This window comes from Nitrosomonas mobilis (assembly GCF_900103035.1).
GTDB classification, from domain to species: domain Bacteria; phylum Pseudomonadota; class Gammaproteobacteria; order Burkholderiales; family Nitrosomonadaceae; genus Nitrosomonas; species Nitrosomonas mobilis.
In genome coordinates, this window is sequence record NZ_FMWO01000037.1 from 15,768 (window position 1) to 40,735 (window position 24,968).

Here is a 24,968-nt window from a genome sequence, read left to right on the forward strand (position 1 = left end):
TTGTCCTTGACAATCCAGCAACACAGAGACAGTCTCCGTTATTGTTGGGGTTAATTTTTATGCCTACTTGCAGTTATTTTACGCAGATGCCCGCGCAATCGGCATCTCCTTTAGCAGGATCACAATTATCTGCAGGATCATCGACACATTTCATACCTTCAGGGCATAGAAAACCGGCAATTCCACCACACATTTGTTTCGGTTTCTGGTCACTGTAAGCAGGACTTCCTTTAGGCGGATAGTCAATGCGTTTTCCCTCTCCCTGCTTGGCTGGTTCTGCTGCTCCCAGCTTAACGGAATCGTGAATCTGTTGTGGTTTAACTGTTTCAACATCGATCGATTCAACATCTCCATCGGTATGTCTAGCGGTATATACGCCTACAACATCCAGCGGAACGGGACTTTTCACAACCAAAAATCCCTCCAGGAACGCAAAATCCACACAAACGCCATCAATCGGACAAAAATAGCCCGCGATGTCAAAGCAATTTATTTCAACTGCACCATCTGGTTGCAAAGTAGCTCCCTTGAACGGCGTAACACTAAAGGGACCTGCCTCGGAACCAAACTGTGTTGCGAGCGCCACCTTAGCTGCAATAGTGATTTTTTTATTGGTAGGGTTATGAATATTGACGGCTGTACGGTACGTGCCTCTTGCCAAACTGCCATCCTGGTGCGGTAGCAATAATGAACATACAACTTTTGCGGCATACTGATATTCAGTTTTGATCGTATTCGAGTATTTCGTTATTGCTGTTTCTGCTTGAGCGATTTGCTGCATGCCGAAGGCATTGAACCAGAACCATAATCCGAAAAAAATGGAGAAGAGCTTGATCATATTAGGTTGTTTCATGATAATCACCTCGCTTAATTTAAATTTCGTGCCATGTATCTTGCTCGATTTCTGCAGTAAAAATTTATTCTTATCTTTTTTCCATAAGAATATCTCCTTATCTATGGCTGTCGTGGTTTACGTCACATTGGTACTATCTTCTTCCTACGTCAACTACAAAACTAAGAAATCGCTACAAACTTTGCCTCTGACGGAATTCCCTGATTATCCACTACAAAGAGCATGTAGAATCCGGGTGGTGCGATATTTCCATGTGCCGGTGCTACGGTTTCCACGGTGGTGGCAGTACGGGAGTGGATGGGCAATTTAATATAACGCTGTCCGGCATCGGTGTGGTGCGTCACCGCAATCGGCGCGATCAGCACCACTGCATTGATATCTGCAGCAATGAGTGGTGTATTTTTTACTGCTGCGTGGGCGGCATCGAGGTATTCACGGTAGGCTAAGGCATCCAGTGAGCGTCGATCTACTTCTGCTTGTTGAATAGTCGCGTCTGTATGCTCCATGTTTCTCATGCAATCAAGACGGTGCTTGTGATGTTCCGCATCGTCTGGGGCAACAGGACTATAGTTTGGTACTGCCTCCATTCTGAGGTATATATGTCTTATATTCACGATCTACATCTCCTTTTCGGGAAAAGTGATCCAGTAACATAAAAGCATGCCGAGTGGACAACAATAGTTCAAAATACCTAATCCACCCTGGTGCCATTACGAAACGTCTTCGATAACATCAGACCAAATTCAAACAATCATTCTTGATATACGATTTCTTCCAATTTCTATGTACTATTTTTTAGAGGACATGCGCTTAATAAAGTATCTGTCAACGGTATAGAGATAGATATTAATCGGTATAGCAAATATCACAGGAAAAATAATACGAACGAATAAACCAGTGATAAGTTTCATTGGAGCCCTCAATACATTGTAGAAGATATTAATCCATTTACCACTTCCTTTGAGGAGTACATCAGCAGTTTTCGATAGAATAAATAACACCAAAAACAAATAAATGGTGGGTGCTGCCTCAAACATGAATTGCTGGAAGCTTTCTTGATCAGTAATGATCTTCCAAATGTTGATACCTAGTATATTCTCCAGAACGTGATGAATAAGAAATAAAATGAGGAAAAGACTCAGAATAACTGGCAAGCTCACTATCAGTAAACCCAATGACTGTTTAATACCTGTAGCTCTCTTAATTACATACATGAGTGGCTTGAAAAATCGGTAGTGGCCCTGCTCCAACTGGTTGACCGTTTTAGGATCGCCTGCTTTTAGCAGCGGTTGATACTGACTAAATTGCCAGTTTCCTTGTAGAGATGAAGATGATATATAGGGTTTCAATTTTAGAAGTTCCGATTTCGACATCTGATAACCGTCCGCTTCCAGGCAGCCAGCCTCTACATCAGTAAAGGAGTCTAAATCTGTACGGATTTTTGACAATGCACGCTGTGCTTCCTCCGAAACATTAAACTGGGAAGTCGAATAATCTGCCTCTATCTCTATTTTGTCGCTAGGCGCCCAATCGATCTTTCTTGCGGGTAAACCATGCGTTAAATGGAAATAAGCAACGCGTTTATCCTGAGTCTGCATTAGATTATTGACTATCTCCTCACGCACACGTCTCATCAAAATTGAGCTGCTCGAGAAAAGTACCGATAACAGATCAGTTCGAGGTTTATCAATTGCATCAATTTGGCCGGATGCGTCGCTGACGATAAAATCACTACATACGCAATCAAGATCTAATAAGCTTGCAATCCCCTGATTGTCATAAACACCTCCGTCAACAAGTTGCACGCGACGATCTTTGTATAAATTGGAAATAGCCATGGGTGGGAATATCCCAGGCACACCCGCTGATGCAGCCACGGCATTACCTAATAGAAAGTAGGGGCTCCTCGAGGTAATCTCGTCATAGCGCATGCGCCGATAACGATCCCTTTTATCGATATCACGGAAAGTTAAATTCCGTGGAGGAATTTCTCCCATACTCATGGCTGTAAAGTACCAATTATGACCAGAATTCAAACTGGCAGCATTAATCATAAATACTGGTACCTTGTGTTTACGTCCGGGGTTACCGTTCACGGTATCACATGGATGGAAAGACTGTTTTACCCCCCTTGGCTGAATTAATAGATCACTCATCCGTATGCGACGATTACCCACATTTATCAGTGGCCGGTAAATATGGTATTCGTACAACTCACCTATGGTGTCTGATCGGGAATAATTTGGCATGATCATGCGTATATTCTTGAGGGGGTTTGCAAAAGTGCGCATACGCAAATTTTTTTGTACCGCGCTCAAGAAATGCTTTTCCAATTCTTGCACCAACTCAACATAATCCGAATCGGTAATTTCATGGTCAGTTTTGGATTCCAACAAGTTCTTCAGTAACAGGTAATAAGCTGCACCCACTATTGAGCCACCCGATACGGTTGAGAGAGATTCAACATGCTTCAACATACCTAATTCCGCCATACGCGCAAGAACACCTAAATGGTAGAATGACGCCCTAAATCCTCCCCCCGACAGAGCAAGCCCTAAACGTTGATTGCTTTTCATCATTTCCTCCCTTTAACTCTCCGGAATACTTTAATCGGATAGTGATGCGGTAAATAATGCTAATCAAATATTTCATCCCCGGTTGGTTCAAGATGTGTGGTCTGATTCATCTCCTGCCGAAATTTGGATAATTCATAATACATTCTGAAACGCGCCCGATTTAGATTGCCCAATGGTCTATGTTCAGGAAGGCAATGCCAAGGATTCATTTTCAGTCGTTTGGCAAACTCAAACTGCGTATCCGAATCAAATTTTTGCTTTGGAATATGCACTGTGGCAGCGGGAATAAACGGGGAAAGTTTTTCTGGCCAGCGTACCGAGCCGTCTTCAATTGGCATTAAATGAGGGTCAGTCTGTATTTGAATCATAAGATCAAACTCAACATCTTTCTCATTCAAAGTCTTGATCATATTCTCCCGTAGATAATTGAACGGGGGCGTACCAAACGGCAAGCCGGGAATGTGCCTTTCAACATCTTTTGTTTTTGGCACGAATGAATACATCATCGCTTGTCCTTCACCCAGCAGATAAGGCGTGCAGCTCCAGTAACGCTGTCCTAATGGGTTATACTGAGTGGCAGTCCACAAACTTTGCATGAAGAAGTCAAGCAAATGGGAGTCCTTCGGATTGAGGAAGTAATAAAGTGTCATATCTACCAGACTCCAGTATTGCAATTTGGCATTTTCCCGGGTGTTGGGTGTGACAAACGTTGCGCCGCCGCTGGTGGTAATAAAATCCTGGGTAAATTTCTCCTCACTCATGAGTTTTTCACCTGGAACACCCATGAGCTTCACCGCCATACTCATAAAACCGACATCGTTAATATCAGCCGGCACATTCGGACCAGGTCCGGAATAGCGAATATAGGCCGGATAACTGCGCGGATTAGCAAAAATGCCTTTGCGGCAATGCTCTGGCAGGTCATCTCGTATGGTTACCGTGGCACGTACAATACCGTGTGTTTTGGTATTGCCCCCCCGTTCATAGCCTCCCGGTTTAAAGCGCCCGCGCATTTGATCCATCATCAGATCGATAATTTTATTTAGGCTTTCTTCTTCGTCAGGATCAGAACTCTCCTCCGCCAGCTTTAAATTTTCATTCTTGTGCCGCCGCCGGTTAACGAAGAACTGAATAATTCTCGAACCTGGTTCGCGAAAAAGATAGTCCCACTGCGGTCGAAACCAGGGTTCCAATCGACGCTCAATGCGTAGCAGCTGAATCAAAAAATTGTGAATCGCCTTGAGTACCCGGTTCTTGATCGTCATTATCATGATGAGCCACCATTTCCGTTAGCAGGTAAAGCCGAAATGTACTTGAGTGCACGCAGTCCGGGCATGAAGAAATATCCACCTCCCAGTACAGTTGTAAATTGTGGCAAGTGACAGGTTTTTTGCACCGGTCCGGATGGAGTGGGACGATTAAAATGATCGGTACTATCGCCATTCATTAGCGGTTCACGATTTCCCAACAAAGGATCCGGCTCCTCTTGCAAACCATCAAATTTACTATTCACGATCCAGGCATTCTGGACAAATTCAAATTGTCGGCCTATGTTGGCGACCAGGCAGATAAACTGCAGACCGCGTTCAGCAGCAGGTGCATCCGGTTTGACAGCGTCTTCCGGTGTAAGAACAGGGCCATAACCGCGACCACGCCGCAACAAACGGTGAAAACGAGAGGAAGCAACAAGGTCCTCCTCCGGCTTTTGCCCAAACCCTAGGATTCTAATCAGCCGGCTTATAGAAGCGGTTACGCTGAAACCCGTTGCGCCCGGTGGCAGATCGCCTGTACGGGGATTGGCCCTGCGTACATGGGCACTAACCGGACAATGGTTTCCTTTCGGATCCAGGTCATAGGTAAAATGGTTGCCGTGATCCTTGCGCGAAACCCCCGGAATGTGCTCTGCAATCAAAGGTGTACCATTTTGTTCCCTACCCACCATCGACGCGGCAAGTTGTTCGCGTTTTTCCGGCACGGAATCCGATACCTTGTCAAGGAACTGCCAGAAACCGGAAACATTCTGATCCAGTTGCCGAAGCACTAGATATGTTCCATTACGACTAAAATCCTTCAGCGTGAGATCATCTTCGGCATTAGGCAGACCCATTGCATACCTGTCTTTTTTGGGATCAATGAGCGGTCGTGCAGTATATTGCCCATATTCATTACGGTAGCCAAGCACCATCTCTCCAGCAGCCAGTAAATTGGTATAACGATCATTTGCATGCGAATCCGTGCTGTGCCGATCTGCCCAGTCAATTTCGGGCTGACTGATACCATCCTCAAACCCAAAAGGCTCAATCTGCCCCATGTCCGAGGTGGGTAAATGTTTCAATAATTGAAATGCCTGTGAAAAATACTCGCCTTCCACTGTTGCTCGCCAGGCTTCGAGACATCCCTTTTTGGCATAAAGCAGCAACAGGACGTGCGGCACCTCTGCCACATCACTCCCCCATTTCCAATACCTTGGTGCATTGCGCCCGATATCACCCAGCCGGCGAGAACAATTTTCATTTCTGGTCATGCCATAAATAAACTCATCGGAGAAATCATCAATGATTGATTCATTTACTCCCAATGCGCGCAAACCTTGCACAGAAAAAGCAATCTGTAGCGCTGTATCAGGTGACGGATTTGTTTTGATGGCTCTGCTGACTGGCGCCTTATCCAGCCATCGCTTAGCCACATCGACATTGGCAATATTCAGCAGCATGAAACAGGTATCGGTTAATTTTCCATATCCAAAGCGTAGCAACCCTTGCAGATCATCAAATTCAAAATCGCTTGATTTTTTCATTTTTATACTCCCGGCTAGATCAGACTGAGCCATTCACGGATTTCCGTATCATTGGATTGGCGAATTTCCACACCTTGCCGGATACGACTGTTACGGGCTAAATCAGTGGCTGTCAGTCCCGGATAAGCCTTATACCAGACCTCTGTAGGTATTTGATGTCGCCTTTGCGTATATTTGAAGGCATGCTCACGCTGTGCGCCTTCTTTAATAATCCATCGAGTAGTCGGATAACCTACTGCATTACTGAAGGTAAGGTTCAGTCCCCAACCAACCTTATTAATAAAATCGTCCATATAGCTTTCATGACTACCATCGTAATTACTGGCAAAAAATACTCTATGGTTATTGTCCATGAATACCCAGCGAGCAAAATGGATGGTTTTTATTCGAGCGAGAAATCCACGATTGTATACATGTCTCGCAAACCAGTCGGTCAGCAGGAGTATGAACTTGAAGGTCAACAAGCGAAACAGGCCAGGCTTTACATCACCAAACACACTATATTGATTACTGACATCCCAATCTTCCTGTGCTGAAAGTTCTTCTATATGTTTATAGTCAGGCCGAATGAAGAGTTCAGGGTCAGAACGCTCCAGCATTCTTAAACGTAATGCAAAGAAAGGCGCGATAACCAATAGCAATGGGGATAAGAGAAGTAGGGTTAACGGGACTCCAGTCTTATGCAGCAGATTGCGGACTTTCCACTCAGTAAGTGTCGGTTCTGGCGGGGATAGCGTAAGTCTACCTTGATATTTTTCCATTTCAACATGAGACAGAAGTTGTTGCCGTAAAGGGCGAATATTCTCCCGGCCAACATCATCAACAATTTTCTGTAAATAGGCAGACAAACTTTGATGTAACGCCGCCTCTTCATGTATTTGTTTGACAGTTCGACCGATCCAGTTGACATAATTAGCCTTGGGAGTGATATTGTGTTCGTTCATCCATTCCAGCAGATTCTGATTTTCCTCAGAAAAATCTTCACAATGAGAGAAGATTTCTCTTAAGCCTGAACCCGCATGGTCTGCGACTTCGGCTAAAAAAGTATGTGTATCTCCATCAATGTCACCAAGAAAGGCAAGGGTGGGTCGCCACGGTCTTGGTCTTACGCCAAATTCTTTAATTTCGTGTGTTGTATTGGCTTCTATGATCACAAAGCGCGCAAAATGCAACCGATCAAACCTGCTGAATGGAATCAAGCTATTACCAGGGTCAGCATGCCCCGGCACTTTGTTCATCGAGGCCAACAAGGCGCGCAGGTTTTTCAGCTGCCCAACACGCACCGTCGCAGCAATCATGAAGGTAGATTGAGGTGTCATAGTTTTCTATCTCAAGTAAACAGTTACACGACTTTTTATTTAACATCGCTTCGTGTCAAGGCGAAATCCAGGACACGCGTTTTACCCCACCACACTTTCCCAAGATAAACACCGGGCTCGACCTCACGAATCTCATCGCGGATCACTTTGGCAATGAAGGAAGTTTTAGAATAATCAATGACGATGGTATCTTTTCCATCAAGCCAGCTTTTGTCGCGATAGACTTTTGCGACAATAAATGTCAGACCAAACGGTGTAATTTTGTTGACAAGAACACCTGCCTGGCCGCCTGGGCAAAATAGATCAAACACTTTGCCTTGCCAGGCAAAGAGGCGTGCAAAAGCAGCTACGATTTTTGAGAAGATTGACCCCGCCAGAATTGCTGTACCGCGTGTATCACCGATTGGAATGTCACCTGGTTCGGCATTGCGATAGATTTCATCCAGCTCTTCACGTGATTTACCCAACCAAGTTCTTACCGTGTTGTTCATTTTAGGCACTCCTTAATTTCATCAAAACAAGTAAAAAAAAGCTGTGCGACGACACTGAATTAGTAACTATCAAAAATAATTTATACCATATAGGTATACGAGCATCGGGAATAAATTAATAATTATTAATAGCTTATTAAGTTATCCCGCTATAGTGATTTGGCATACAAGCTTTCTTGTTTTTCCTTTATAAGAAATCTCCACTTTCACCTACTTGTAAAACCCTACTCTGGATGAGTCTATTCCGAGTTTACCCGATGTGCAAGAATTTAATTTTCAAGAAAAGAGCCCATGCATAATAAATATATTGACTATTTGACTTATAGAGTAATACCCTTATGGTATGAAGGATATTGTTGCGTAAGTGGTAACTTCGAACTTTAAACTTTAATCCGTCCGATCCATAATTAATTCTGGAGATCGCCATGAAAAAATTTACCCCCTTACTTTTGTATATCGGATTCAGTTTGGTTTTATTCCTTACAGGGTGTTCAGACGATCGATCCCTAAAAATTGCAGCAGAATGTATCAAAGGTGGCGAAGCGAAGTCGGGATCAGTTATGGATGAAGCGCAATGCGTAAATAGAACCGAAGATAGCTTCCCTGGGGCAGATGAAGATTATTTTAAGGATATGGATTATGGAATCAGCCAAAATGCTGACAAGGTAGTTGCCACTCTGGAGCCCTTTGTACCCGGCATCTCGCAGACGCCAGATAAGGCCCTAAAGTCTGTGATTAGGGGTCGAAACAACTGGATTGTTTGGACTGGCGGTAACGACAAGTTTTGGGATTATTTGAATGTTAAAAGCATAGGGAGTTTTGATTTACTGAAAATATTGTCAAACCATCCTAAACTCCAAGAGAAAAATCCAAAACACAGCCGTGACCATCGCTGGGAATGGTTTGGTCTGGTTAACGAACCGTGCTTTAAGAAAAATACCGATACGCAAGGTAAACTGGTCGGCCGTCCGGATCGCTTCGGTTTATATTTGGATATACGTGCCTCGAATTGTGCATCTGATCCTTTCGAGAACGAAGAGAAATATCCTGGTGTCCAGATTGGTGCACGTGGCAAAACCGTACCAGTAGGATCCTATTATGGCTATGCAACAGGTATTGTAGGTCTACGCCTATTTCCAAATCCTGATTTCGATGAGGCAGCAAAAAAACGCTGGGACCCAGAAAAATACTACGCTGATCCGGAGTACTACAATGATCCAAAATTAGTCAAGCCTTATCGGGTAGGAATGTCTTGCGGATTCTGTCACGTAGGGCCCAACCCAACCAATCCACCCAAAGACCCAGAAAATCCAGAGTGGGCTAACCTCAACTCCAATCCAGGAGCACAGTATTTCTGGTTTGACCGGGTGTTCGCTTATGAGGCTGATAGAACCAGTTTCGCCTACCAGCATCTTCATACTAATCGGCCAGGGGCATTGGATACCTCTCTCATTTCCACTGACTATATCAATAATCCACGTACCATGAATGCTGTTTATAATCTTCCTGCACGTATGATGAATGCCTTACGTTGGGGCGAGGAAGAAATAACCGGTGGTGAAAGAGATAATAAACAGTTCAATTATTTTGAAGCGGTCCCTGCTGATAGTCCACTTAGAGCATTTTTCAAAAGACCTGATAAAGTACTAACACCGCGAGTACTCAAAGATGGTGCGGATTCGGTGGGTGGATTGGGTGCATTAAATCGTGTCTTCATTAATATAGGTTTGTTCAGTGAGGAATGGCTGCAGCATATCAATCCCTTGATAGGAGGGACGCCATTTACGCCTTTTCCAATCAAAGCAGCAGAACAAAATTCCAGCTATTGGCGAGCAACGGAACAGCAAACTCTGGACGCTACTTTGTTCTTTTTAGCCGCAACGCCGCCGGACTTTCTGAAAAATGCGCCTGGCGGCGAGCATCATTTAACGGATGATGAAGAAGTGCTGAAACGCGGCAAGGAGGTATTTGCTAAAAACTGTGCAGCTTGTCATTCGAGTAAGCTTCCGGAGAAAGCAGCCGAGTTTTTCCCAAACAATGGTTGCGTCGGTCCTGATTACTTGAGTTGTTGGAGTCAATATTGGGGTTGGACCAACTCCTCTGAATTCAAAGAAGAAATGACTAATATTGTATTAGAGGAAGACTTTCTCAATAACAATTTTCTTTCCAATGAATTACGAATTCCGGTGACGCTGCTGGAAACCAACATTTGCGCTTCTATCGCCACTAACGCAATCAAGGGAGATATTTGGGATAATTTTTCGTCCACTTCTTATAAAAACTTGCCTTCAGTAGGAAAGGCCATCATCCATCATCCGGTTACCCGAGAAAAAATTGATTACGACATGCCAGCCGGAGGGCGCGGTTATATTCGGCCACCATCGCTTACCAGTATTTGGTCTACAGCGCCATTTCTTCTGAATAATACGTTAGGTAAGTTTTACTGGTCAGGTTCGGTAGAGGGTCGTATGAAGTCATTCGATAGCAGCATAGAGCAGTTACTCTGGCCTGAGAAGCGCTATTGTAATCAAAAAGATTTATACGCTTATGATGGGAAAGAAAATGTAAAAAATTATGACTCGCAAAACAGTTGCGAGGGACAAACCTACCTGACTCGATCGGGCAAAGAAGTGCCTGGTTTTATCGATCGAACAACAGAAAGGAGCGAGTTAAAGGTACCGAAAGGTTATCTACCGTGGTATGTAAGAATTCTTCCTATTGGCGATGGGCTGGAGCTTGGTCCATTTCCTAAAGATATCCCGGTGAACTTGGTTTCCAATATCAATATGGAGATGGACTGGGGAAAGCGGTTCTCTCTTTTTTGGGACCTGACAAAGACCATTGGGTGGGATATCTTTGATTTGTGGAAAGCACAGAAAGACCCTGAAAGCATTACAGACGAAGAACTACGTAAAATTCTGGGCGGCATAGTTGAACCTTTATTGGAAGTGAATAAATGCCCGGATTTCGTTGTAAATCGCGGGCATTATTTTGGGACAGACTATTTACCTGCAGAAGAAGGTAGAGCAGCACTCGATGACAGCGACAAGCGCGCTTTAATCGAATTTCTTAAGACCATGTAATTTTTGGTAAATAAAGTATCCCGTAGCTGATGCGCGGGATACTTACTGTGTTCTTCAACCTGCCGGGTTTTCAACTAATCTTCTTCCCATGACACAGTTATTTATATTACTTTCCAAAAATCTACCAAGGATTTTGAAATAATTCTATTGGAAATAATTTGTGATTAAGCCTAATTCTCTGGAAAGCAACCAGATAGCCAATATCGATAGTGAAAAATTTGACTATGTCGTCATAGGTTCCGGCGCAGGAGGAGGGCCGCTTGCCTGCAACCTGGCTCTGGAAGGTTTCCGGGTGTTGTTGTTGGAGGCTGGGGGAGATGATGAGCCGTGTGATTACAAGGTACCGGCGTTTCATGCACGTGCTTCGGAAAATGAAGCACTTCGTTGGGACTATTTCGTGCGTCATTATGACGATAAAACTCAACAAGAGCGGGACTGCAAGTTTAGCGAAGAAAAAGATGGTGTGCTTTATCCCCGCTCGGGCACACTAGGTGGATGTACCGCACATAATGCCATGGTTTTGATGTATCCCCACAATAGTGATTGGGATTACATAGCAAAACTAATGAATGACCCAAGCTGGCATAGCAAAAATATGCACAAGTACTTCCAGCGCTTGGAACGCTGCGAATATGTTTCAAGATGGAAAATTTGGAGTCGCCATGGGTTTGAAGGCTGGCTGCCCACCAACCAGGCCAACCCTTGGATGCTATGGAGGGACAAGGTGCTAACAAAACTGACGGTCGCCGCGGTGACAGAATCCCGGCGCATGATGCATCCGTTAAAACGTTTTTTCCTGGGAATTCTGAAATTTATTATTCGCTTCGATCCCAATGACTGGCGCTTAATTCGCAGAATCCCTGAAGGTTTATGCAAAATTCCGATGACTACTCAACACGGCAAGCGGGTTGGATCTAGAGAGTACATCCAGCGGGTGCGTGAGCAATGCCCTGACAAACTGGTAATAAGAACCCACTCATTGGTTCAGCGTATTTTGCTCGACGAACATAACAAAGCTTATGGTGTGGAGTATCGTGTGGGTGCTCATCAATATCGCGCTGATCCTCGACACAAAGAGGCAGTTGTTTCCGAAACAAAAACAGTTTGTGTGGAACGCGAAGTCATTATAGCTGCAGGCGCTTTCAATACTCCCCAACTGCTCATGCTCTCCGGGATTGGTCTGCGGGAAGAGTTGGAAAAACATGAGATTGAGGTAAAAGTGGAGCTGCCAGGCGTAGGGAAAAATTTGCAGGATCGCTATGAAGTCGGTGTGGTAACGAGACTTAAAGAAAATATTCCCTTGATCAAAGGAATGAAGTTACGCCCGCCTGAGCCTGGAGAAGAACCCGATCCACAATACGCCCTATGGCTTCAGGAGAAAGGACCGTATACCACGAACGGTGCAACGGTCGCTCTCATCAAGCGTTCTTCTTCCAAACAGTGGGATGATGATCCGGATCTGTTAATTTTCGGATTACTCGGAAATTTTAGCGGATACTACCCTGGCTATGCTCATGACATTACCAGAGATAACAGCCGTTACCCCAATGCACTGTGTCATAAAAATGATGATCGCTCCGATACCTGCCAGGAAAATATCTTTACCTGGGCCATTCTTAAAGCGCACGCGAATAACAAAGGCCATGTCACCTTGCGGTCTAGCGATCCGCGTGATGTTCCTGACATTAGTTTCAACTATTTCCCCAAAGATTCGGATGGCAGCGATGGTGAGAAGGATTTGGATTCAGTAGTAGAGGGTGTAGAAACTGTCCGCAATATCCTCGAATATTGCGGAGATCTGGTTGACGAAGAGATCCTACCAGGAGCAAATGTCAGCAGTCGCGATGAAATCCGTCAATTTATCAAAGATCAGGCCTGGGGGCATCATGCTTCCTGCACCTGCAAAATGGGGCCACAGAGCGATAAAATGGCAGTGGTTGACAGCCGATTCCGCGTGCATGGAACCACTAATCTACGCATCGTTGATGCCTCAATCTTCCCCAAAATACCCGGCTTTTTCATCGTATCTGCCATTTACATGATCAGCGAGAAAGCCAGTGAAATCATTATTGAAGATGCAAGAGTGAACGCTTCTTAATTTTTTATGTATCACCTGGAAGGACGGCTTACTGAGCAAATGCTTTATCTTCCTCGGCACCATGCCGAGGTTGCCATTGAGTACTGTAATATTCTCCGCGATCTCGCGCCCAGGGATCGAATATATTGACCACGCTCTGCAGCTCATCCGCCAGTTCCGGCAACGTTCTCAACAGGACGCGCTTTAATGGAGAAACCGCCTGCTGATGGCCATTGGGCATCTCTTCCTCCATTACCTCCGGGCCGGGTCCGTTGTGCATCACCCACGCCACCCCCAGGGTACTATAAAATTCCGGGCGAAAGCTCGAGGTAAAAAACCGGTCGCTGAAGAGTCTGCGCGAAGCATTGAGAATGAACACAACGAATTGGGTTTCGGAAATGGAAAAGCCGTGCGGCCGTTTGAATTCTGCCAGCCAGCCGACGACCGCATCGACATCTTCGATATTGTCAACAAGACTGCCGTCTGGATGTCCCAGACAATCGTTAATGGGTGATTTGTTTTCATTCAGTTGAGCGTTTGTGATTAGTTTGGATTCATCGCACCGATGCTGACCGTATACCTCGCGTAACGTATGCACAAGCTGCTCCTGTTCGCGACGAACGGACGAATCCTCGGACAAGCGTGGATCAATGAAATCATCAAAGCTGGTCAATTGTTTCAGTCCGTACTGCCGGCGAAATTCGTTATAGCGTGGAATACCCCGCTCCCGGTCGCGGATGAGATCAAGCGCAGCAATATCGATTTGCCGGGTAGATGATTGCAGATGGGGCATCTTCAAGGTTTGCAAAAACCGGGGGTGATTCTGGGTCGTCAACTCACCTGCTCGCTGACGACCCATGCTGAGCGCCCAGTTTGCCAGGCCCTTTTGTCGCATTGCCTCAGTCGCTTTGCCGCGAAAGGTGTCGATAATGGGTATTTTCTGCCGAGTGACATTCGGATTGCTATGCCATTCGCGGTATTCGATCAGATCCGGTAACAAAGGATGCAATCGGTATACCGAGACAAATTCTTCGGGAAAACTGAAAGGAGAGCCAAAATGGTTGACCCCGCCGTTGATGTCGTCGTTGTTGGTGAGCGTCCAGATATCCTTCCTGTTGCGATCAACCAGGGAATAGAACGGCGTTCCTTCATAGCGATGATTACCTAACCCAAAGATGCCTGCTCCACCTGCGAAAGCTGCATGGAAACTATTATTGGTATTATCCGTGTCGTCGAGCTGGCGAATAATTTCTCTCAGTGCCTCAGACACCGCATCATGTTTATGAAAAAGGCCATGCCAGTTGGCGTTCATTCCTCGATACAACGGCTCGTTGTACAGCAGTTGCGTCGTCCATTCGACGGTGTGAATCTTGGCGATCTCGGCAGAAATAACCAGCCGCGTCACATTGAATAACTCGTCCGGCGTGACATCTTGATGGCGAATAATGATCTCAGGTTCGGCTGGATTTCTCAAGCCGCTGTCAGTATCGGGGGCCCTGGCTGCCTGCTTGCGGAATTCTTCAACAAAGGCATTGTGTTCTCTAGCAAAGACGTTGTGAAAAAAACTCAATCCAATGGACCAGTTATCAGGGAAAGCGGTTGCTTCCTGACCCGACCATTCCGGATTGATCGGATCATCTGTTTCAAAGATCGGCAAATATCCAAGCTTATCGCTCTTGTCCACACTTTCTCTTACAGGGATCAGCAACAATTTGGCGGCATCCTCGGGATCTCGTTTCACCCGTTGACTGGAGCGTTCGTCATAACCATAAAGCTGCGAGGCATCCCACCAGGCCGTCACGTAATTGCGTGTGGTCTTTGGCGCCCGGGTGAGATAGGATCGACCGTCATGCATAAATGATGCGGGTGGTGCGTCATCAGCAACTGGTGCAACATTGATTCTGTCATCTGGCCGGCAGCCCAGTTGCTGGATCTCCTCCTTCGTCAATGGCTGCTCGATATTATCAATCCGCTGGGCCGTACAACCAACTGTCATCCACGCTGGCTGATCAGACGTCTCTTCCACATGAGAGAACCAGTCATGGGTCATGAATTGAATCCAGAAAGTTGCCAGCACATTCAAGGACGGTGCCTTTTTGTAATCACATTCGGCTTCCTCCAAGCCGCCGGGCAACCCGTAGCCGCTTTGACATTTATCAGGCTGTGACTGCGTGCGCGTAAACAATTTTCGGCTGATGACCTGTGGATCAGGCTTCAACAAGCCTAACCGATCTCCATGGCGATTCCTGGTCATCTCATTGAGATCCAGATCAGGAAAGGTGACATCAAACTGAACATTGCGTGCAAAGAGCTGATGGGTCGAACCCATCAATGGATTGTAAATATCGTTGCAGATGCCAGTGACGGTACGAAAGCGAATCAGCGCACCTCTGCAGACTTGCTCTTGATCACCTTTAACATCCTTGTAGTTGGGATGGGCTGGCGGCAACTGCATCTCCGGCCAGGTTTGCAACACAGGACCTGCTCTGCCATCACGGCCTGTGATATAAGTCTGGTAGGTGCCACTATTGTCGAAAAGGTTGAATTTGATGAGCTCGATGCGCTGTAACTCCAGTTCATAGAGCGCACTGTTGATGCCACGTTCATTGGGCCCGAAAAAGGTGCTGGCTAATAGCGTCGAAGGAGACAGTGATGAGCTATCCCCTGCAGCCCAGAAATTTGGCCAATCCAGCCAGGGGCTCTGGCTGAGCACACCAATCGCATGATCTCCGCCCAGACAATGCGCCCGTCTCTCAGGGATCTTGCCGAGAAACCGCTGCTCTCTTGTCTTTGCAACGCGCTGAATATCACCCTGTATGAGTACCGTCAGACAGGAAATTTCAGATTCCAGGGCATCACATCCGTTCACAAGCAGTAATCCTGTCAGTGCTATGGCTATCGAGAAGCGACTCATCTGAAATCCAGGAAACCTCATATAAACTGTTAGAAATTCATACGAATCCCACCAGAAATGATATTGTTCTCCGCGTGCTTGATAATTAATCTGTCGTAATTAATGTACCCGATAATCGAGCGGGCAAACAGCATTTGCACTCCAACCCCCAGGTTTGCCCAATTGCGCACTGAGCTTGCAACTGCCATTGATGCAGAAGTGGGGCTATAGTTCTGGCCAGTGAAACCGGCTGTGATAGTTCTGGCATTGTTTTCAAATTCATGTACCCATTCTGCACGCAGTCTCGGGATAATGACGGGAATAAAAGTCCTGGTGCTAATTGCATGACTAAGTTCAACGCCTAATGTACTGGTAACCGAGCGTATGGTTTGTTTATTCACAGACATAGCAAGAGATAAACTGTCGTTCCCATTATGAGCAACGCCACCTTTTTCCTGAAAGCTCTGGATACTAATATCACTAAAGTCCCCGCGACCATATCCTCGCAGATTCCATCCATCCATTAAAGTAAAGGTATACCCACCACCCACGCTAGCAAAAAACTGATTAGCATCATAGTTGGCCGTGGCGTTATCAAACGTGATGCCATTTTGACTCGAAACGCTGCGTGTGGAACGATAATTAACCAAAGCATACCCTCCCATCAGAGTTAAGTAGCTATTGGTAGTTGGTCTGAAAAGCACAAAGGGTGCAAACCGATAGCTATCGGAATTCAAGTCCCCACTCGCCAATCTCAAATTACGATCTGTCCCCAGATAATTAAAGGAGAAGCCGCCAATCAATTTTTGATTAAACGAATAATCAATCACCAAATTGGTTTGCCGGGTATTTAATTGAAAACCAGTCTGGCCTTGAGCGTTATCACGTTCACCAAAGCTCCCGCCACCGCTAAGCGAAACCCCTACAGGCCCTATAAAACCAGAAGTGCCAAATGATGGCGTGCCTGCTACTGACGCCGAGCTTTGTAGTAAAAAAGAAGATTGTTGCTGACGTTTCTCAGCAGAGCGACCTGTCAGCCGCTGCATGCTTTCATTCGTGCTGCGAATAAACTGATAGGGAGAAGTAATTGCGATTGACTCGGCTTGAATCGCTGCTTGTGGAGACAGATTCTGCGCGGTAATATCGTTTACCCCACCTACTAAAGAACAAGCTATTGCTAATGAGGGATCTTCACTTGTGTTTTGACCACAAACACCCCTCAAATTATCCAGTGCAAGAGCTTGTCCGGGTGTTTCTCCGCTGGCCGTCACAAACGGCCCGAAACCAAGCGTTAGCGCAGTAACCGTATATAAGCCTCTTTTTAATCGACGAACCTTGGTCATGATAATCTCCCCTTTGAGTGAATAAGCTATTGTGATCTGATGTCCTCAAGGCATTTTTATGGGCCGACAAAAACTAATTGTCGTCCGTTCTCTGAGAGGGCAGGCTGTATGCAATACTCAGGACAAGGAATCACTGTCTCCGGTATTTGCTCCCCGATAATGTGAATTTTATTGTTCCCTTCTTCATTATCGAGTGCATCGAACATCGGCTGACTTTCGACAAATACTTTAACATGGCCGTAACTCCGGAAATCTCTGCTCAGCCGAGCCGCTGCAGTGCGATCTTCTTCATTTTCCTTATCATAGGGTAAAAACGTTGTTTTTCCATTGGCCAGTGACAGTACGGCTGGCACTGAATTCTGAAGAATCAGGACTGATTTGGCATCACGCTTGTCGAAACCATGAAGGGTTATGGAGCCAGCTAGGGGATAAAGTACTTTTTCCTCGTTTCCTTCTGTATCCAGTTGCACTAGTTTATTTCCTTTTATTGCAAGAATCTGGCTGCTGCCAGGAATCCATAAAGGGGAGTGATAAGTCCCGTCACGGGTAATTGGCTTTGGTCTGTAAGCTCCCGTTCCATCAATTTTGCTCAGCCAAAGATTTCCTTGCAAAATAGTTGCCGTACCTCTAACCCCACTTGGAGCAACAGAAATACCCATCACTCGTAGTATGTCGGAGAAACTACCTGCCATCACACTATGCGAAGGTAATAATACTACTATGCATAATACAATTATTTTTTGGGGCAATGACATATTCATGATCATTTCTTTATCCCTCCTCTTTTGGTGAAGTGCTGCTGAATAAAAATTTGAAGATGTGATCGTATCCGGTAATCTCCATTCTCTGAGTATCATTTTTAGGTAGCGTCATTAAGCTCCTTTTGTAATTACCTCCTTGCTGTTTCCTGAGTAAAAAGGTTTTGCCTTCATTTCCTTCCCAGACCAGCCAGGCCTGATCATCTGGTTTAAGTACGCCCAGAGTATCCAGTCCATTTACCCGAGGCATTGATTTATCAAGCACAAGAATTCCATAATTTACCGGCAGCAACAGCAATTGCACACCTAGCAGAAAGCCGAGCAACAATCTGGTTATCCCAGAACGAATCATTTGATTTGAGCTATTTCTCAAGGTATAAAAAAATATACTGGCAGAAGCCAGCACTCCACCCAGCAAGCTAATAAAATACAGTGTCATGGGCCCATCAGTCTTGGCAAGCAATAAATAGCGAAGCCATAAAGGTTCGGCAGGAAGATCTCCAGCCAGCAGCAGATTACTGAGGAGAATACTTTGCCGCATTACCAGTTGAATTATTAAAAGAGTAAAAAGAATGCCTAACCACGCCAGTCGGTTGGATGCAAGCCACCATGACTGGAAGTTTTGCCATTGGCGCTGATAAAAATTACCCAACTTTACCCGGAAGCCTCTAGGCAGTAGTCGATAAAGCAGATAAATCGGCGCTACTACTGATAAAAATGACACCAGGATCAGCAGTAGCAAACTTGGTACTAATGAGACCAAATAGATGAGAAATTTATTGCCGGTAAACAAATAGCGTTCATCAATTACTGATAAATCGGTGCCCACACCCAGCGCAGTCAGATGAAACCGCAGTGCCAGATAACCAATCACATACAAAAAGAAACTAAATAAAACAGTATAGGAGGCCCAATGGGAAGCAAGATTCTGAGTTCCCCTGTTGATTGCTGCCCACAGATCTTCACCCTTAACTTCCATTTTTATGGACAGCCTGACTTAGTTTTTACGGGGAACGAAAAAGAATTCACCATTATTGTCTCCCGCATTGGGGATCCGCCGATAAACAGGACTCTGCTTTATTTCCATTGCACTCACCTGGCGCACTCGGTCAAAGACGGGTTGTTTGATTTCACGATAAATATCTTCGGCGCTCATAATTCCTTCGTTTACTTCCAGCGCCTCTGTGAATGCATCTGCAAAAACCGAGAGCCCGTTTCTGAACTCCTGGTCTATTACCGGCTGAAGTCCGCCAGAAGTCAGCTGTATACGCGAAGGTAACTCGTACAGCTGCTTGATGATACCAACCCTGCTTTCAGCAGATTCCCCACCGGGTTGACGCGGTGACAAGGCAGGTTCAATTTGACTTGATACGGTATATACGGAATGGGCAGACCGAGTAACCGGCCCTTGTGGCAACGATACAATAATTTGTTCCTGCGATGGCTCAAGCCATGACATAGCCATCGCAGCACCATAACAGGAGTCTGCCACAACCAGCACATGCCGGGCTTTTAACCCCCCTCTCCCGCTTTTTTGAAACCCTATTTCTGTAGTGATATCGTCGGTGGATAACCAATTTGCACGGATCTCCGCATCCGCATCCTGAGCTAACCAATAACCGCTTCTGGCATAAAACTCGCCATGGCCTGCAAAATAAATAAGAAGATTGTCATTACTTCCTATCTTTGTCTTGAGTTTGAACAAAGCACTGAAGATCTCGTTTCTGGTTGGTTGAACGAGCCCATCATCGGTCAGCAGAATCGTTTCAAACCCGTATTTTCTCTTCAATACCTCTTCAACCCGTCTGGCATCTTTGACAGGCGTTTTTAAATCATCAAGAGGAGATCGGTAATCATTAATGCCGATAATCAGGGCATAATACTTACCCACATCCAGCGCCTTTCCAAATGCTGCCTGTGTTTCGGTCCTGGTTAACTGATTTTGGAATGTAGTGAGTTTCTGTTGTGCGTCAGATAATTGTTGTTGAACAGCATTTTCCCGAAGACGACTATGAGTCAACTCATCTTGCAATTTTTTTACTTGTGCCTGTTGACCTGTTGCTGTACTGCCGCCTTGCTGCTTGAGATGGTTTATTTCATTTTGTTTTTTCTGAATAATCTCTCTACTTTCGCTTAATTGCTTCTCCAGGTTTTTTGTTGTTTGAAGCGCCTGGTTAAGTTTGGATTCCACCTCATTAATCTTATTTTTTGTGTCTAGATCCAACTTGATGGGCTTAATCTCTCCCATGGCCTGGCGGTATAAATCCAGAGCAGATTGCTTGTTTTGAGGAATGCCCAACCCATTTTCATAAAGAAATCCAAGGTTATTTAATGCCCGGCTGTAACCCTGTTCAGCGGATTTGCGATACCACTCGGCAGCACGCTCATAATCCGGCCTGATTTCTCCCCAGCTTCTGCCATAAATTTCCCCCATATAATTCTGGGCAACCTTGTCTCCCTGGTCTGCACATCCCTCCCAAACTTTCAAAGCGGTTTCCCGTCCATCTTTATCACTGGCCAGTGCATACTGTCCGCCTTGCACCTTACACTCCCAAGCAGTAATCCTTGCCGGTCTTGGCGGAGACATCCACTGTTGATACATGCCGAGTTGAATGAGCTGGCCAGGCAGCAAACAATCCACTGTTAAAAGATCATCAACATTTTTATAGGCCTCTGGTGGCAGTTCACGTGCTTCAGCCTTCTGCTCTTGATTTGCCACGCAAACACTTTCTACACCTGTCATATTCTTTGTGTTGGTGGCCGCACACCCACTCATTACCCCAAATAGCAGAACAACACACAGATATTTAAAATTTGATTTGAGTATCATAACCATGCCTTACAAACACTGCCTCGTTGATTAAACCGTTACCCCATTAGGGATTAGCCGTGGGTTCATCCGATCATAGGAAATGGACCGACTGCTGTTTCTCTGATCAATTTGTTCTTCTATTTCTCTGAGCCGCTCTCTGAAGCGTTTTATGACATCACGTGCTGCCGGGTCAAACTGCTGCAATGGATATTGGCCGATACGGTTGACAGTAAAATTTGTCAGGAAATAAGTCCAGGTTTGCGAATACGCTGCCCGGAATGCGGGTTGAAACTTCAACAACCCGGCTGCATCCATTTCCGTATCTTTCCCCGTCGGAGGGGAGGCATAGGCTGAATGCGGCATATTGGGAACAAAACCCGGATATTTGTACTGGTTGAAATGAATGCACGAATGGAATGCCGTGCATAGAAAAATGATATGCCCAATGGTCTCTGCCAGTTCTTGCCTGGACGCAAACCTGGTGAGGAATCCAGGAATTCTGCCGCAATCCTGCGCGCTGATATCATGTGCCCAGGCCTGAATCTCGTAGTCTTCAGCCACATCATCATCAGATTGGTAATAGACATCAATATATTCCGTAACAAAGCTTTGAATTGCATTCCATAACAACATGCCATCGTCGCGATACGGATAAAAAAGATCAGGGTTATCGACTTCCCGGCTGGCAATATCGTTAGGAAAAGCCGATGCCCTAAAATCAAAACTCGTCATACCATTAGCCATGCACTGAGTCGTCGCATCATAGTCTCCGGCAAACAATTCACCGTACCGGCCAGGACGCCCTTTTTGATCTCTCAGGAAAGTATGCTGATGATTGACGTTGAGTGTATGTTGAAGATGCGGGTTTAATAACACACACAGCGGATGAGATTTATAAAGCTGCCGGCGTGAGGCCATTATGATGGCCTCCATCACATAATGAATGCGGGTAGCATGGGTAACCAGTATGTGGTGGTTACCATCCGCAACCTGCGCAAATGTTTTGGCTGCCAGCCACAGATTACCATCCTTCGGGGTATAAACAGGATTGCCAGGCCCGGCATCTTGGTAAAGCTGGATGGCAATTGGCCGCAACATGCCATCTGCTTGCAGAAACAACACCACGATCGGAGTCGTGACATACTGTTTACGGCCACCGTCGATTTGTCCGGGATTGCGCTGCAATATCTCCAGATCCGCATAATCCAGGACGTATACACGCTTTTGCGTAATCGCAGTCGCATAATCAATTTCATTAACATGCTCTGCAAAACTACGCTGGATTTCAGATTCTGGCAGCTTTTCTGGTAGCGGATGCTGATGGGTCACGGCACGCAATACGACAGGATTCACTCCCATGACACGCTGCAAGCCAAATGTAAAATCTTGCTGGAAGTTATTAACTAGATCGGTGTTGGGTGGGCTAAATGGATAAAAAACATAATCTTGATAACTTTCCAATGGTTTGCCGAGCAAGTAGCGCAAAAAGGTAACCGTCAGACTCGGCAAGCTTGGAGTCAACCGTAACAGATTGATGCCGCCGCGCAGCCAGTACCCGAGCCCTGGCACCTCCCGACACGGCAATTTGCGCACGACAGCAATCGTATTGGCATACTCATAGGCATATTGATATTGTGCTTGCCCTTTCAGCAGATAATTTTTCCGATTCTCTGCTGCGCGTCCATTTCCCTCTTGTTGCGGCAGCTTATTCATCATGCGACGCTCCTTTACTAAAGATAAAATTCGTCTGGTTTAGAGGATTCTCTCGCTATCACTTTCCCATTTTAGTCAGACGCAGTAGACGTTCTGAAACTTGCAACGACCGTATCGCTGTCCTTGACGTTGCGTTTAACAATGTCCGCAAGCACGCTTGTTTCCTCGATTATCGATTGCCCAACTTTCGAAAATGTCATTTCGGTGTGTACCTGAGTCGACATAAGTGGGTTGGTCAGGGCATGGGTAAATGCATCGTAACCCACCATCCGCACCATCAGGCGCCCAAGACTAAACCCTTCGTCATGATCTTCCGCAAATATACCGACCTGCCACTCCAGATCATCGATCCGGTCGTTATAAAGTTCCTTCAGTTCTCGCTGTAGTTCGAGATCCTCAGTTAATTCTTCAAAACTCCTCAAACGTGGCATGCTGAATGCCTCGCGATAGTCATTGAATGAGCGCAGTTTGGCCTGACGTCCCATCTCCACGCTGCGCTCCATGATACTGCGGTTATCCGCACCAATAGGCAATGGATCAAAAAAGAACTGAGGGGTGTTGTACAAACCAATACGACCGGCTCTTTGCATTGAAGCAGCAGATATCAAGGGTCCAATACCATATTGAGTGACCAAAGGGATATTGTTACGAAACTCATCGAGCTTATATGGTTTATTATCGACCATGTAGTTCTCTGGCACCAATGAATGCCATCGATAGAGGAGATTAAATTCCAGGGAGATCCAGTTGGTGCGGTACCAGCGCTGCCTTTCCGCCATACCCGGTGTAGGATCAAGGGTAAAATTAAATTGGGTAAAGTGCGAGACGTAATCGCGCAACACAATTTTAATCAGCAGCACAATCATGATGTTTCTAGCCGTCTGAAACAGGCGTTCATCATCCCACATTGGATAGGCTTCTTTTAGCAAATCACAAATTCGATTGTGTTCGCGCAGCATGATGGTATTCATGATGGTATAGCCTATCGACGAATTGCCGTGCTCCAATCCGGTGGCAAACAAACGTTTTAACCGTTCTTCCGGGATATTGTTAAAAACATATTCCAGAATAAAGCGAGGATGCAGGTTCTCAAATTCCTTGTCAGCAAATACCCAATTGCCTGTAGTTGTTTCTTCCACGTTAAAAAGGTAAGGAGGAAAAATTTCCCCATCGATAACCTGGTACTTCAGCTTCCCATCCTTTTTCAGCCGCAGCAAACGGGTGATTTCTTCACGCAAACCATAGATCTGGCAAAGATCAATTTCGTGATTTGACGTATTTTTTCGGCGATCGCGAAAATCTGTCCGCAGAAAACTATCAGTAAACCATTGGGCAAAGAAAGAAAACAGGATGCTGGTATCGACTGACGGAATTTCTTTGTTTTCTTTTCTGCGCCACAGATTTACAACACTCTCCAGACTCGGAAGATGCTGATCCCCTTCCGCTTCCGGCAGGTGTCGTCCGGTGAATGCTCTGTCCGTTAATGATTGCCACGTTGTATAAGGTGCGGCCATGGAGAACGGCCTAGGACGAGGGTTCGTGGCATAGGCTTGCCAATTGATAAAATTGTCACTGATGAAGCGCCGTAACCACGTTATGCGTGAGGCAATCCTACCAATCCAGGGAAAGCGATTTACAAGCCGAAAAATAATCTGAAAAAAAAATTCATCCATGATTCTTTACTCCTTTTTCATTTATGCGGCAAATTAAATCGTAACTACTCACTCTCCACTTTTTTTAAAAAAATCAAAATAGCGCTTGGTAGATCTTTGGGCGATAAAAATTCACTTCTCTGCCATCCTGCAAAATCCCTGCGACACGGGTGGTAGATTTGATAACAAGCCATTTTCAGTTTAACCCACATTTTCCTGTCAATAGCAAATTAGAATGCCTTATGCCTTATGCCTTATATTAGGCTATGTCCGCATTAAAAGTAAACGTTAAAACTGATTTTCTCGTCCGGGAGCAGTCTGGAGTCCAGCGATTGGTGAGAGTTGTGCTCGCCCCAGCGTTCCAATCATAACGGGCGTTGTCACAGAGGATAGGAATCCGCGGGGCTCCTGGGTTTTGTAGTTCAATCTGTTGAAACAGCTTGATGGTCGATTGGGCATTAATGGTGTCGTCATAGCGGACAATGGCGCTGAGGTCGTTGCAATCGGTGACACCATTGATGTTGAGCCGTTGCCTCCCGGCATCGGCCTTACTTGGAATCAGCTTTGGCTTTTTGCAGACGAAATACAAGCGGTGCAGCAG

The 24,968-nt window shown here is 45.6% G+C and carries 16 protein-coding genes; 2 read left to right on the plus strand and 14 right to left on the minus strand.

Going from position 1 to position 24,968, the window contains the following annotated elements; all coding sequences use genetic code 11:
• Positions 1-73 precede the first annotated feature (73 nt).
• The 7 genes from NSMM_RS03750 to NSMM_RS03780 all read right to left on the minus strand — a co-directional run bounded on the left by NSMM_RS03750 (position 74) and on the right by NSMM_RS03780 (position 8,036).
• Positions 74-853, minus strand: coding sequence for a Kazal-type serine protease inhibitor domain protein (locus tag NSMM_RS03750; protein ID WP_090284754.1), 780 nt, complete (start codon positions 851-853; stop codon positions 74-76).
• Positions 854-1,014: 161 nt separating this feature from the next.
• The gene (locus NSMM_RS03755) at positions 1,015-1,359 is read right to left on the minus strand and encodes a galactose oxidase early set domain-containing protein (protein ID WP_218120997.1); all 345 of its coding nucleotides are present in this window, start codon (positions 1,357-1,359) and stop codon (positions 1,015-1,017) included.
• A gap of 282 nt (positions 1,360-1,641) precedes the next feature.
• On the minus strand, positions 1,642-3,429 hold the full coding sequence (locus NSMM_RS03760) for a patatin-like phospholipase family protein (protein WP_176753847.1): 1,788 nt from the start codon (positions 3,427-3,429) through the stop codon (positions 1,642-1,644).
• Positions 3,430-3,488: 59 nt separating this feature from the next.
• Positions 3,489-4,700, minus strand: a complete 1,212-nt coding sequence (locus NSMM_RS03765; protein WP_090284762.1) for a catalase family protein — start codon at positions 4,698-4,700, stop codon at positions 3,489-3,491.
• Positions 4,697-6,226, minus strand: a complete 1,530-nt coding sequence (locus NSMM_RS03770; protein WP_090284764.1) for a Dyp-type peroxidase — start codon at positions 6,224-6,226, stop codon at positions 4,697-4,699. Before NSMM_RS03770 ends, NSMM_RS03765 begins: the two co-directional genes overlap by 4 nt.
• A gap of 14 nt (positions 6,227-6,240) precedes the next feature.
• Positions 6,241-7,545, minus strand: a complete 1,305-nt coding sequence (locus NSMM_RS03775; protein WP_090284766.1) for a hypothetical protein — start codon at positions 7,543-7,545, stop codon at positions 6,241-6,243.
• A 35-nt stretch (positions 7,546-7,580) separates the two neighbouring features.
• Positions 7,581-8,036 carry a hypothetical protein gene (locus NSMM_RS03780; RefSeq protein WP_090284768.1) on the minus strand — a complete coding sequence of 152 codons (456 nt, stop codon included), beginning with the start codon at positions 8,034-8,036 and terminating at the stop codon, positions 7,581-7,583.
• A 425-nt stretch (positions 8,037-8,461) separates the two neighbouring features.
• Between NSMM_RS03780 and NSMM_RS03785 the strand changes: the two genes are divergently transcribed.
• Both NSMM_RS03785 and NSMM_RS03790 read left to right on the plus strand, forming a co-directional pair.
• Positions 8,462-11,119 carry a c-type cytochrome gene (locus NSMM_RS03785; RefSeq protein WP_090284769.1) on the plus strand — a complete coding sequence of 886 codons (2,658 nt, stop codon included), beginning with the start codon at positions 8,462-8,464 and terminating at the stop codon, positions 11,117-11,119.
• 160 nt (positions 11,120-11,279) lie between these two features.
• Positions 11,280-13,217 (plus strand): GMC family oxidoreductase, encoded by a 1,938-nt coding sequence (locus tag NSMM_RS03790; RefSeq protein ID WP_218120998.1) that lies wholly within the window; start codon positions 11,280-11,282, stop codon positions 13,215-13,217.
• 28 nt (positions 13,218-13,245) lie between these two features.
• Here the strand turns inward: NSMM_RS03790 and NSMM_RS03795 are convergent, their stop codons facing one another.
• The 7 genes from NSMM_RS03795 to NSMM_RS03825 all read right to left on the minus strand — a co-directional run bounded on the left by NSMM_RS03795 (position 13,246) and on the right by NSMM_RS03825 (position 24,388).
• Complete coding sequence (locus tag NSMM_RS03795; RefSeq protein WP_245654666.1) at positions 13,246-16,065, minus strand: peroxidase family protein; 2,820 nt, start codon at positions 16,063-16,065, stop codon at positions 13,246-13,248.
• A gap of 74 nt (positions 16,066-16,139) precedes the next feature.
• Positions 16,140-17,432, minus strand: a complete 1,293-nt coding sequence (locus tag NSMM_RS03800; RefSeq protein ID WP_090284773.1) for an autotransporter outer membrane beta-barrel domain-containing protein — start codon at positions 17,430-17,432, stop codon at positions 16,140-16,142.
• A 56-nt stretch (positions 17,433-17,488) separates the two neighbouring features.
• Positions 17,489-18,199, minus strand: a complete 711-nt coding sequence (locus NSMM_RS03805; protein WP_143001849.1) for a hypothetical protein — start codon at positions 18,197-18,199, stop codon at positions 17,489-17,491.
• Positions 18,200-18,203: 4 nt separating this feature from the next.
• A complete protein-coding gene (locus NSMM_RS03810) occupies positions 18,204-19,169 on the minus strand; it encodes a hypothetical protein (RefSeq protein WP_090284777.1) in 966 nt (321 codons plus the stop codon).
• Between the two features lie 18 nt (positions 19,170-19,187).
• Complete coding sequence (locus NSMM_RS03815; protein WP_176753848.1) at positions 19,188-21,020, minus strand: caspase family protein; 1,833 nt, start codon at positions 21,018-21,020, stop codon at positions 19,188-19,190.
• Between the two features lie 30 nt (positions 21,021-21,050).
• Positions 21,051-22,718 carry a lipoxygenase family protein gene (locus tag NSMM_RS03820; RefSeq protein ID WP_090284781.1) on the minus strand — a complete coding sequence of 556 codons (1,668 nt, stop codon included), beginning with the start codon at positions 22,716-22,718 and terminating at the stop codon, positions 21,051-21,053.
• 68 nt (positions 22,719-22,786) lie between these two features.
• Complete coding sequence (locus NSMM_RS03825) at positions 22,787-24,388, minus strand: peroxidase family protein (RefSeq protein WP_090284784.1); 1,602 nt, start codon at positions 24,386-24,388, stop codon at positions 22,787-22,789.
• Positions 24,389-24,968: the final 580 nt, after the last annotated feature.